9 protein-coding genes and 1 pseudogene (1 of these 10 cut by a window edge) are annotated in these 11,150 nt (G+C 49.7%); 3 read left to right on the forward strand and 7 right to left on the reverse strand.

Going from position 1 to position 11,150, the window contains the following annotated elements; genetic code table 11:
* Positions 1-45: 45 nt before the first annotated feature.
* The 3 genes from COW20_16140 to COW20_16150 all read right to left on the reverse strand — a co-directional run bounded on the left by COW20_16140 (position 46) and on the right by COW20_16150 (position 3,071).
* Positions 46-1,041 carry an aldo/keto reductase gene (locus tag COW20_16140; GenBank protein PIW46449.1) on the reverse strand — a complete coding sequence of 332 codons (996 nt, stop codon included), beginning with the start codon at positions 1,039-1,041 and terminating at the stop codon, positions 46-48.
* 141 nt (positions 1,042-1,182) lie between these two features.
* Positions 1,183-1,440, reverse strand: a complete 258-nt coding sequence (locus tag COW20_16145) for a hypothetical protein (GenBank protein PIW46450.1) — start codon at positions 1,438-1,440, stop codon at positions 1,183-1,185.
* A 608-nt stretch (positions 1,441-2,048) separates the two neighbouring features.
* On the reverse strand, positions 2,049-3,071 hold the full coding sequence (locus COW20_16150; protein ID PIW46451.1) for a hypothetical protein: 1,023 nt from the start codon (positions 3,069-3,071) through the stop codon (positions 2,049-2,051).
* A 98-nt stretch (positions 3,072-3,169) separates the two neighbouring features.
* Between COW20_16150 and COW20_16155 the strand changes: the two genes are divergently transcribed.
* Genes COW20_16155 through COW20_16165 form a run of 3 tightly spaced genes read left to right on the forward strand, consistent with a single transcriptional unit; the run spans position 3,170 to position 6,281 of the window.
* A complete protein-coding gene (locus COW20_16155) occupies positions 3,170-4,951 on the forward strand; it encodes a DUF885 domain-containing protein (protein PIW46452.1) in 1,782 nt (593 codons plus the stop codon).
* 2 nt (positions 4,952-4,953) lie between these two features.
* Positions 4,954-5,823: a hypothetical protein gene (locus COW20_16160; GenBank protein ID PIW46453.1), complete on the forward strand. Its 870-nt coding sequence runs from the start codon at positions 4,954-4,956 to the stop codon at positions 5,821-5,823.
* Complete coding sequence (locus COW20_16165) at positions 5,820-6,281, forward strand: dUTP diphosphatase (GenBank protein PIW46454.1); 462 nt, start codon at positions 5,820-5,822, stop codon at positions 6,279-6,281. The genes COW20_16160 and COW20_16165 overlap by 4 nt, the downstream gene beginning before the upstream one ends.
* Here the strand turns inward: COW20_16165 and COW20_16170 are convergent.
* The 4 genes and pseudogenes from COW20_16170 to kynU form a co-directional block, all read right to left on the reverse strand.
* Complete coding sequence (locus tag COW20_16170; GenBank protein PIW46455.1) at positions 6,278-7,048, reverse strand: methyltransferase type 11; 771 nt, start codon at positions 7,046-7,048, stop codon at positions 6,278-6,280. The two genes, COW20_16165 and COW20_16170, sit on opposite strands and share 4 nt — an antisense overlap.
* Complete coding sequence (locus COW20_16175; protein ID PIW46456.1) at positions 7,035-9,296, reverse strand: hypothetical protein; 2,262 nt, start codon at positions 9,294-9,296, stop codon at positions 7,035-7,037. Before COW20_16175 ends, COW20_16170 begins: the two co-directional genes overlap by 14 nt.
* Positions 9,286-10,671, reverse strand: a complete 1,386-nt coding sequence (locus COW20_16180) for a kynurenine 3-monooxygenase (protein PIW46457.1) — start codon at positions 10,669-10,671, stop codon at positions 9,286-9,288. The genes COW20_16175 and COW20_16180 overlap by 11 nt, the downstream gene beginning before the upstream one ends.
* Positions 10,672-10,674: 3 nt before the next feature.
* Positions 10,675-11,150, reverse strand: a pseudogene (kynU, locus tag COW20_16185) (kynureninase); it runs 713 nt beyond the window's last position.

Below are 11,150 nucleotides of genomic sequence, written 5' to 3' on the forward strand. Positions count from 1 at the left end.
GCCACAGAGAAACAGGCCGCTGAATGGCAGCGGCCTGCGCTCTATTTAGCCTCTAAAATCCTGATCGGGTTGAGGCGCATTTTGCAGAATCTCTTCAATTTTGCGCATGACATCAGGGGTCAAGAGTGCAACGGCATCGAGGGCTTTCATATTCTCGCTGACTTGCTCGGGCTTGGAGGCTCCTGTAATCACGGTGCTGACAAAAGGATTTTTTAAGCACCAGGCCAAAGCCAGTCGGGCCATGCTGATTCCCAGTTCCTCTGCCAAAGGCGCCAATTGGCGTACTTTTTCAAGTCTTTGCCGGCCTTCTTCAGATTCAAACTTCGAGCGCAGCCAACTGAAATTCTCAAGCGACATTCTGCTGCCTTCAGGTATTCCTTGGTTGTATTTTCCGGTCAGCAAACCACTTGCCAGGGGGCTCCAGATCGTGGTTCCGAGTCCCAGATCCCGGTAAAGACCCATGTATTCCTTTTCAACTTTGTCGCGGTGGAACATATTGTATTCAGGTTGTTCCATGGTGGGGGCGATCAGGTGTTCCTGTTTTGCAATCGCGGCGGCTTCTCGAATCTGTTCTGCGCTCCACTCGCTTGTTCCCCAATAAAGCGCTTTGCCTTGATTGATCAAATGGGTCATGGCTCTTACCGTCTCTTCGATCGGGGTATGTGGGTCTGGTCGGTGGCAAAAGAGCAAATCCACATACTCCAATTGCATTCTTTTCAAGGCTGCATCGGTGCCTTCCAGCAGGTGTTTACGTGACAGACCGCGATCATTGGGGCCAGGGCCACCCCAGAATATTTTGGTTGAAATGACCAAATCAGAACGTTTCCAACCTGTTCTTTTCAAGACTTGGCCCATGATTTCTTCTGATTGGCCATTGGCGTAGACTTCAGCATTGTCAAAAAAATTGACACCCGCTTCATAGGCTGCTTCCATGCTGCTTTGAGCGAAGGCGATATCCATTTGATTGCCAAAGGTCACCCAAGAGCCAAAAGAAAGAGCAGAAACCTTCAGGCCAGATTTTCCAAGATAACGATATTCCATAGTAATCCTCCAGATCGAACTGCCATCATTTTAGTACAGTTTTAGTTAAGAGATTTGTTTTCCAGGGCTGGGTGGCCCAAAGGGAATGCTCTTCATGAAAAAAACCAGCAAGTGGGATTGCTGGCGAGTGTATGAATGCCCTTATTTTAATTGCAAGATAAGGGCTGAGGGCAAGGTATGCCACTGATCACTCTGGATCTTGACCCATCTTAAAAAGGGGAAAAAAGATGCACTGAACATGAAAATAAGCAGCAGTTTCATTAGGAATTGAGAATCAAATCGAGCGGGGTGATGGAGGGGCTGACCGGCAGGGTTCGGAAGTGCATAACTTGTTTCGTAGGCGTTGGGGTTAAATACCTCTGAATTGTCATGTGAAACAGGATGATGTGTGGGCGTCATGTTTCACCTCTCAGAATTTATTTGTAACTTTATTGTAACATAAAAAACTCTATTTCAATACAAATCAGCGAATATTATTTTTCAAAATTGAATATTTTTCTTCCCCTCTTGCAAATCAAAAGTGTATGCATTAGAATACACATGTATACTGTTTAAGCGATGTATGCAGAAGAATAATTTTGAATCTAAAATATTTTTTCTTCTGTCTTGAATTTATTGAGTTTGAATAAGTCTTTGTGTTTGCTGTCGTTTTGGGGCTCGCTGTATAGGCCTTGAACTGAAGCTCTCTGACTTTTTTAGAATGACAAAGTATACAGAATGAAACTTTTTTGAGAGATTCTCGTCCTATGACTCAGCGCACATTATTCATGTTGCTGGGGTCATCGCAGCAAATCGTATCTGGCACTAGAATTTAAGTAAGGTTCATTGCTAACAGAAAGGCAAAGCTTCATGGATATTTTTTATCACCTCTCTGAGGTTACCTTTTTTCTCCTGACAGGGGGAATGGTGGTCTGGATTATTGCCCACAACCACCCAGAGCAGCCTGAAGTTGCCCCCGCCCCTGTCTATGTACGTGAGTCAGAAGAACTCTTTTTTCGCACTCAGCGTTAATCTGAAATGACGTTGACCTGCAAACCCAAGGGGGCAATTTGCTGTTTCATGATCGTCGCTCCATTTTCCTGAAGGGCTTTTTCTACAGCAGGTTTTAATTCTGCCGGACAGAGGGTCAGCATACAGCCCCCTCCTCCAGCTCCACAAATCTTACTGGCCCAGGCCCCTTGTTCTTTCGCCGCCAGAATCATGGCATCGATTTGCGGCGTGCTGACCCCTTCAGCAAGTGCTTTGCGATTTTTCCATTCCTCGTCTAAAAGCTGAACCAGATGTTCCATATCTGCGGATTCTAAGGCATCCAGCATTCGCTCTGAAGTTTGACGAATGGCATGCAAATGTTCACGTGTTTTGCCTTGATCCTCAATAAACGCTTTGAGCATATTCCAATTATTGGTGCCTGAAAAATGGCTTTGACCCGTAAAAGAAATCACAAGGGATTGATTCAGTTTTTCAATAAAGGAGGGTGTCAGTTCCAGATTCTCGTGGGTAATGCCATTCAAACCAAAATGTATGGCATTGATGCCCCCATACAGGGCTGCATAATAGTCTTGTTTTCCGGTGGGAATGCCCAGCGAGCGCGCTTCAAGGTCTGCGCCATAGTGAATCAGGGTCTCGCCATCCATATAACTGCGGTTGTATTGGTTTAAGGCCCCGCTGAGGGCAATCAGCAAAGCAGAAGAGGCGCCTAAGCCTGAGCCTTTGGGGGCCTGATTATGGGTAGAAATCTTCAGGCCGGTGGCAGGTTCATAAAAACGAACGATTTCAACCAATAACTGAAAAAAATCACCTTGAGGCAAACCGGCTTGCAGTTCTTCGCGGCTGAGATCGCGTTTGAGATCCAGATCCTCTGAATAGAAATAAAAATGATCTTCAGGAATCGGTGTCAGTGTGACTTCGGAATACAGATCGATGGCCGCATTGAGCGTGTATCCGCCATCCAGGAAGACATAAAGAGGATAGATATCCAGGGTTCCACCACTCAGATCGATACGGTTGGGAGCTTTTGCATGAATTTTCATTGTTTTTTCCTTTGTGGGAGATCTCCTCTATCTTAACGCAGAAGCCCTCGTCTTGCCGTTATAAACCGCAGCTTTCGCCACCAAAACGCTTTCCAGACATGCTGCTTTGCGGTATGGTGAGGTCATTAAGTGCTGAAGGGATGCCTATGAAATCATCTAATCCTCTCCAGGAAAAAATCCGCGTTCAAAATGAATTGAATGCGCTGTTTAAGCAGCAACACGAATTTAAACGCCGAAATTACCCTGAATGGGCAACCTATGACGGCGATCATCGCTTTGATGATCAGCTCACGGACCTCTCGGAAGAAGCGGCGGCAAGCCGCAACCAGAAAAATCTACAGTTTTTGCAAACCCTGAAAAAACTGCCGCGTGAGGCATTAGACCCCCTCGATCAAATCAACTATGATCTGTTTGAAATGATGCTTCAGCAAGATATTCAAGCCTATGAATTTGGAACGCATTATTTGCAGATCGATCAACAGGAAGGGATTCATTTGACTTTTCCACAATTGGTGGAAATTCAGCCTCTGAGCACCTTTGACCAATATGAACGTTATTTTGCCAGACTGCGGGATTTTGCCAAGCAGGCGGATGATACGATCGGCAATCTGCGCATCGGCATGCGCCATGGCATTGTTTTGCCCAAGGCGATTATTGGCCACACGCTTGAGCAACTCGCCCATTTTAAAGATCTTCCGCTTGAGGAAATGCCTCTTTACCAGCCCTTTCGGGTTAATGCCAGCCAGCTTTCTGAACCCGTTCAGGCCAAGATACGAGAGGTAATTCGTTCGATCATTGAAACCGTAATTCGGCCGCATTACCAAAAACTTCATGATTTTGTACGTGATGAATATGCGCCGGCCTGCCATGAAGGGCCGGGGATTTGGGCCCTGCCCGATGGAGAAGCCCGTTACCAGTATCTGATCGATAAATATACCTATCCGGGTCTCAAGGCCCAGGAAATTCATGAAATTGGTTTGGCTGAAGTTGAACGGATTTCAGCTGAAATGGCTAAGGTGCGGGTACAGTGTGGCTTTGATGCCGAAGATTCAGCCGGTTTTCATGCCTTTTTGCGTTCGGATCCGCAATTTTACTATACCGACAAAGAGCTAATGATTCGGGATTACCAGGCGTTTTTAGAAAATGCTGAAGCCCAATTGCCCTCTCTCTTTGGTAAATTGCCGCAATCGCCCTGTGTTTTGAAAGAAATTGAAGCCTATCGTGCAGCAGCTGCTCCCCAGGCCTATTATTATCCCCCGCCCATGGATCGCTCACGCCCGGGCATTTACTATGCCAATACCCATGATTTGCCTTCGCGCCCGAAATATACCATGGCCGCTTTGTCATTGCACGAGGCGGTGCCTGGGCACCATCTTCAATTGGCCTTGGCGCAGGAAATTGAAAATTTGCCAGATTTTCGCTACCACCTTGACTGCACAGCTTTTATTGAGGGCTGGGCATTGTATACCGAGAGTCTGGGGCATGAAATGGGTTTTTATGAAGACCCCTATGCCCATTACGGCGCTTTGAGTTTTGAAATTTGGCGGGCTTGCCGTTTGGTGGTGGATACGGGCTTGCATGCCCTGCGTTGGACCCGTGAACAGGCCTTTGAGTATATGAGCCGTTATACTGCCAACAGTGATTTAGATACCTGGTCAGAAATTGATCGCTATCTCGTGCTGCCCGGTCAGGCCCTTTCTTATAAAATGGGGGATATCCGAATCTGGAAACTGCGTCGTGAAGCCGAAAAGCGCTTGGGAGTGAATTTCTCACTGAAGGATTTCCACGACCAATTGCTTTCTCGGGGCTCGATTCCTCTGGCCCTGATGGAAGATATGATGCAAGCCTGGATTGAAAAACACGTGCAGGTTTCTGTCTAAACATGGGGCGATTTCCGGATTTCTCTGCTGAGCACGCTTTTTTAAAGCATTTGCCAGGTGTTGAAATCCGGATTCCTGAGTATTACAGTGAATTGCCGATGCTCAAGTCTCTCTTTGAGGTCTTGTCTCAGGATCGCCTTTTTTCCGCTTTTCGCTGGGTGATTGCGCGTGTATTCGAAGATCGCCCCGAGCATTTTTCTACGCCCTTGGATCAGCAGACGGTGATGTTTTATCTCAGCAATGAAGATTTTCGCTTGCCTACCTATATCCACAGTCTGGCCATGCTGTTTACCCCCTATTGGTGGCCAGGCTACCCCTTTGAAAATCTGCGTGCAATTCCTTTGGGCTGCAATGGAGAAGTGCCTGAAATTGAGCCTTGCTCTTGGCAGGAAAGAGATTTGCATCTGTTTTTCAGTGGACATGCGCATCAATACCGCCCTGAGTTTCAAAAGTATTTACAGGGTGTTTTACAAAGTTTTCGGCCTGCCGGGGAGGAGCTTTCTGCTCTGGCGGTCTGGAGCAGTCGCTTTCGCGGGGGATTGGAGCCTGAATTATATGCCCGTTACTTGGCAAGAAGCCAGGTGGCTTTGGTTCCCCGTGGCAACAGTGCCATGACCTATCGTCTGTTTGAAGCCATGCGGGCGGGGTGTGTGCTGCTGTGCGAAGACTTGCCGCCTGTCTGGTATCTGGAAAATTGTCAACGGGTGGTAATGCCCGCTGATTGGCACAGTTTACAGACTGTTTTAGAACAGCTCTGGCGGGATCCCGTTTTAATGCAGGAAATGCATCTCAGCACTTTGCAAAATTATCGTCAGGTTTGTCGCCCGGAAGCCGTGGCGGAATATGTTTTAAAGGAGTTAAAAACGAAATGAAAACAGCTTTTCATGTGAGTGTTTTGCGAATCAATCAGGGCAAGGAGCCCGATCGGGTGGCTTTGCCCACTTACCAAACCCCAGATTCGGCGGGCATGGATTTGCACGCCGCAGTGCGTGATTCCGTGACGATTGAACCGGGCGCAACCGCTTTGATTCCAACGGGCCTGGCGATTGCCTTGCCCCCCGGCTATGAAGCCCAGGTGCGCCCGCGCAGTGGCTTGGCGCTCAAACACAGCGTCACGGTTTTAAATACGCCTGGAACCATTGATGCCGATTACCGCGGAGAAATTGCCGTGATTCTGATCAACCATGGCAAGCAAGCCTTTGTGGTAGAGCGGCATATGCGCATTGCCCAAATGGTGATTGCGCCCTATACCCGAATTGCCTGGCAGAAAGTAGAGCATTTACCCGAAACTTCCCGTGGGGCAGGGGGATACGGTTCTACAGGGGTTTAAGCAGAGCATTGCTCTTTTTTGCCAATCGTCAAAATCAGCGTTTGCCGTGAATCATGTTCCGGGCTTTGCAAGTGGTCTAGAAATTCATTGCAAAAATCAGGGTAGGCGTTTCCCAATTCTGCTTTGAGCCGGGGCAAGCGTTGAAGACGCGCTTGCCAGCAGGCGAGAACATCTGCCCTTGCCGGCCCCACAAAATTGAGTTCGAGATCCTGGCGCTCTGTGTCAGTCAGCAGGATTTGAAAGCCTGCCTGGCGGAGCAGGCTTTCCATCTTGGTGCCAAAGTTGAAGTCATAGAAACCCGCTGAAGCTGAATTGAGCTCAAAGGCTTTGACCTGCGCATAGTAACGGCTCTTTTCTGACATATTGCCAGAAATAAAGCAGGCGATATCCAGCAGGGCGATCCATCCTTGGGGAGCCAGATGACGATAAAGTGCAGATAAAAATTGAAGCGGATCGGGGCTATAGGAAATTGAAAAACTGGCCCAAACGCCATTGAAATCCTTAAAATCTTGTAATTTGAGAGCAGCAAAGTCACTGCAGAGAAATGCTTGATTGGTTTGCTGCTTGGCTTGGCAATAGGCGATGAATTCGGGGTTGAGGTCTATCCCCCAGACCTGAGCGGCCCTTTCAGCGAAAAGATCGGAGACAGCCCCCACAGAACAACCCAGATCGAGCACGCGATCCTGCGCTTGCAAGGGGAGCTTATCGAGGTATTGTTCCCAGTTTCGCCAGGATTGCTGTTGAAGATATTCTTCAATCAACTGCATGCGTGATTTCTTTGAGCCATTGCTTGAAGGTTTGTGGGCCTTGGGGGTTATTAAACAGCAGGGGCTGTCCTGCCAGAATCCGCTCGGAAAGATCTTTGCGAAAACTGGGTTCACAGGCAATTTTAACGGCTTGTTCTGCGAAACTATCAGCCGTTTGCGTGACCAGTTCAGGGAGATCAAGCAGGTGGTAGAGGCCTGCTCCACTGCGCCCTCTTAACCAGGGACTGGCCCAGGTAACCATCGGCGTACCCGTTGCCAGACTGAGAAAATGCGTGCTGCCGCCTCCAAAAGGGTGGGCATCGAGGATGACTTCAGCGGTTGTGAGCAAACTGAAAAATTCACGTTTGGGTGCCCAGGGCAAAAATCGGATGCGCTCAGCCAAGGGCCCCAAGCTTGCTTGAAAGCGTTTGCGCAAAGCTTCGTGCAAGTGGGTGGCCTGGAATTTGAAAAAGCAAATCTCTGCCAGTGGGTCATTTTCAAGCATGAGCTGAAAAGCCTTGTCCATCAAAGGATGAATCTTAAACAGGGTCATTGGGCAAAGGTAAATATGTTTGTCTTCAGGCAGACCCAGTTCTGTTCGGCTGAGCAGATCGACAGGAAGATCGGGTTGAGCATAGCAGACCGGCAAACCTGGAAGTGTCACCAGTGTTTCGCTGTAATGGGCCTGGGCTTCTTCCAATTCCATGGGTTGATTCGAAATAAAATAATCCAGGGTGGGAATGCCTGTGGTCACCGGATGTCCGGGCAAGACCGCCTGAACGGGAGCCAGGCGGGTAAAGGCCATGAAATAGCTAAAGGGTTCCATACCAATTTCAGGATAAATCAAGGCATCCAAATGCAAATCGGCGATCTGTTGGCGGGCCTGCGCGAGATCACGCGGCAGTCGCAGGGTTTGTTTGGCGTGGTGGCTCAAGGCGTCTGTAGAGGCATCGCTGGGATTACCCGGCGCCAAAAGCAGAAAGACTTCAAAGTTTTCAGGCTCCAGACCCAGAATATGTTGGCTGTAATAATGGCAGATACTGTGATTGTAAAAGAAACCCGAAAGGAAACCGATGCGTTTGCATTTGCTTTGGGGCGGTGGAGTCTGGGGGGCAAGGCTTTCAGGTAGCAGGGGGCGATAAAGCGCGGCGATCTGAATTTGCAGTTCGCGATCATTGAAGCCCTGATAGGCCAGGTAAAAATTGCCTTGTCCAATTTCGCGCAGGGGGTCTTCGATTTTGAGTTCTGTCCCAGCCAATTCGGCGAGCTGTGTGACGACTCGTTCTCGCCAGGTTTGAGCCTCGGCAAGACTGAAATAAACAGGCGGGGCCAAGGTGGCCAGGCGGATACGTTGGGCATCGCTGGGAGCGGCTGCCTGAACGGCCTCAAAGCAGGCCAGGGCTTCTTCGATTCGCCCCTGTTCTTTGTAAAGATTGCCTAAATTATTGCGGGCCTCGTGGTAATCGCTTTGCAGATTCAGGGCTTGTTCAAAGGCCTGAATCGCTTCTTCCCATTTGCCCAGCGCTTGCAGGGTGGCTCCCAAACTGCGCCACAGGGTGGCATCCTGGGGGATTCTTTCCAGGGCTTGGCGCAACCAATAGGCTGAGGCTTCAAGTTCACCCAATTGTTGGCAAATACGGCCCAAACGGGCTTGGGCGGGGCTGGGGTCGGGTAAAGTCTGGGTGGCCTGCTGAAAGGCATATTCTGCAGCTGTGAGCTGGCCCAAGGCCTGACGCACATCGCCTAAATTCAGCCAGGCCAGGGCGTATCCGGGTTCCATGCCGACAGCCGCTTGAAAATGATCCGCTGCAGCTTCGTATTGCCCCAGGGCCTGCAAGGTGGCTCCATAATTATTGCGGGCGCGCAGGTGTTGGGGATGTTCGGCGACCAAAGGGGCAAAGAGCGCAGCCGCTTCGTTAAACATTTGCGCGTCTTTGAGGGCTGAGGCCAGATTGTAGCGGTGTGAAGGGTTATTGGGGGCTGATTCCAGAATTTTGCGATACCAGGGCAGAGCCTCAAGGGGTCTTCCCGCCATTTGCAGCGCAGCTCCCAAGAGCGGCATCAGTTCGTCTTGGGCTTGGGGGCCGTTTAATACTTTTTCAAGCAAGGGAATGGCTTCGCGATAGCGCTCCTGCTGGTAATAGAGCTGTCCCAATAGGGCTTGGGCCTCTGAAACGGCTTGAATTTTCAAGAGGGTTTCTTCGGCTGCTTTTGAATTGCCACTTTCGAGTTCTTGCCAGGCGCGCTGGAGCAAGCGCTCAGTGCGCATTTTCGCGTATCAGCCAGGGCAGAAGATCCGGCGCTTTCTGGTGATAGGCTTCAAGCAGGATTTCTGCTTTTTGCCAGTCGAGGGCTTCGGGGCTATTCAAGCCTTCACAGAGTTCGTGCAGAAGCTCCTGTTGGTATTTACCATGCAGTCGGGCCAAAGCATAGGGCACGCGGTGGAAACTGACCTGGGAATATTTGGGAATAAAGCGTTCGCCAAAGCGTTGTTCCAGCAGCAAACTGACTTTTTTATGCAGCACAAAAACCGGATCATTGACGGAATCGCGCATTTCGATAAAATTCTCGAGTGCCAAGGCGGCAATGGCATCGGCATCGGGTTTGCGTCTTTGGTGGTAGGCTTTGAAAATGGCTCCCCAATCATTTGCCTCAGCCTGCATCACTTCTTTGAGGACCGTACAGTCTTCAAAGGCGCAGTTCATGCCCTGGCCAAAAAAGGGCACGATCGCATGGGCGGCATCTCCCAAGAGCAGAAGTTCACTGCCACTGTACCAGGGAGAAAGATGAATCGTGGCCAAGGCCCCGGTGGGGTTCTCAAAAAATTCACTTTCAAGATTTTCCAAAAGCGGAACGGCATCGCTGAATTCGCTTTCAAAAAAGCTTCTGACCTGAGCGGGAGTTTGCAATTGCTCGAAACTTTGTGGGCCCTCAAAGGGGTAAAACAGGGTGCAAGTAAAACTGCCATCGGGATTGGGCAGGGCAATCAGCATAAACGTGCTGCGCGGCCAGATATGCAAGGCATGGGCCTCCATGCGAAACCCACCTGCTTCGGTGGGGGGGATGGTGAGCTCTTTATAGCCATACTCCAAATAGTTTTGAGCATAGTTGACGCCGACACGATCCACCAGGGATTTGCGCAAAGCCGAACCCGCCCCATCGGCGCCCAAGACTGGGCCTTCGGCGTGAAAGGCATAATGGCTTTGATCGATTTGATCTTCAAAATGCACACTGTGGTTGGCAAAATCATAGCCTGTACAGCGTTGATCGAAATGAATCTGAATTTTACCTGTTTCTTCAGCTGCACTGATCAGGGTTTCATTCAAGGCTGCGCGTGAAATGGAGTGGATCACTTCGCCGGTCTGGCCATAGGCTTGAAAATTCAAGTTTCCCTGACGATCATGAACCATGCGTCCGCGCATGGGAATCGCATCTTTCATCACCGCTGCTTTTAGCCCCACTTCTTCCAGGGCGTGAATTCCGCGTGCAGACAGGGCCAAATTGATCGACCGGCCTGCTCCCTGGGGCACTTTGCGCATATCTGAGCGACGTTCAAACAGCCTGACCTTATGACCGGCCTGGGCCATAAATAAACTGAGCAGGGTTCCGCTTAATCCAGAGCCCACGAGGGTAAGTTCTTGCATGGTTTACAATGCCTTTCTGAGCGCTTCAACAGTCTGAAAAACATCACTGAAACTGTTATAAAAGGGAACCGGGGCCAAGCGTAGGATATCGGGTTCACGCCAATCGGTGAGAATATCCTGGGCTTCAAGTTTTGCCTGGATGTTTTTTCCTGATGGAATTTTGAGTGAGATTTGACAGCCTCTTTGTGAGGGATCGGTAGGGGTGATTTGTTGAAACTGATTGCTTTTTAGTTCTTGCAGAAGAAATTCCAGAAAACCCGTTAATAAGCGGCTTTTGGCGCGCAGGCGTTCCATTCCCGCTTCGTCATAGAGCGCCAGAGAAGCCCGCAGCGACGCCAATTGGAATATCGGGGGGTTGCTCAATTGCCAGCCTTCTGCGCCTAAAATCGGCTCAAATTCACTGGGCATTTGAAAACGGGTCTGTTGATTATGCCCCCACCAACCGGCAAAGCGCGGAAGATTGTCATCGGAGTGGCGGG

The sequence above is a fragment of the bacterium (Candidatus Blackallbacteria) CG13_big_fil_rev_8_21_14_2_50_49_14 genome (genome assembly GCA_002783405.1).
Lineage (GTDB): Bacteria > Cyanobacteriota > Sericytochromatia > UBA7694 > UBA7694.

Excerpts from the sequence above, each read along its gene's own strand:
- COW20_16140 (PIW46449.1), bottom strand. The coding sequence starts at position 1,041 with ATGGAATATCGTTATCTTGGAAAATCTGGCCTGAAGGTTTCTGCTCTT.
- COW20_16145 (PIW46450.1), bottom strand. The coding sequence starts at position 1,440 with ATGACGCCCACACATCATCCTGTTTCACATGACAATTCAGAGGTATTT.
- COW20_16150 (PIW46451.1), bottom strand. The coding sequence starts at position 3,071 with ATGAAAATTCATGCAAAAGCTCCCAACCGTATCGATCTGAGTGGTGGA.
- COW20_16155 (PIW46452.1), top strand. The coding sequence starts at position 3,170 with ATGCTGCTTTGCGGTATGGTGAGGTCATTAAGTGCTGAAGGGATGCCT.
- COW20_16160 (PIW46453.1), top strand. The coding sequence starts at position 4,954 with ATGGGGCGATTTCCGGATTTCTCTGCTGAGCACGCTTTTTTAAAGCAT.
- COW20_16165 (PIW46454.1), top strand. The coding sequence starts at position 5,820 with ATGAAAACAGCTTTTCATGTGAGTGTTTTGCGAATCAATCAGGGCAAG.
- COW20_16170 (PIW46455.1), bottom strand. The coding sequence starts at position 7,048 with ATGCAGTTGATTGAAGAATATCTTCAACAGCAATCCTGGCGAAACTGG.
- COW20_16175 (PIW46456.1), bottom strand. The coding sequence starts at position 9,296 with ATGCGCACTGAGCGCTTGCTCCAGCGCGCCTGGCAAGAACTCGAAAGT.
- COW20_16180 (PIW46457.1), bottom strand. The coding sequence starts at position 10,671 with ATGCAAGAACTTACCCTCGTGGGCTCTGGATTAAGCGGAACCCTGCTC.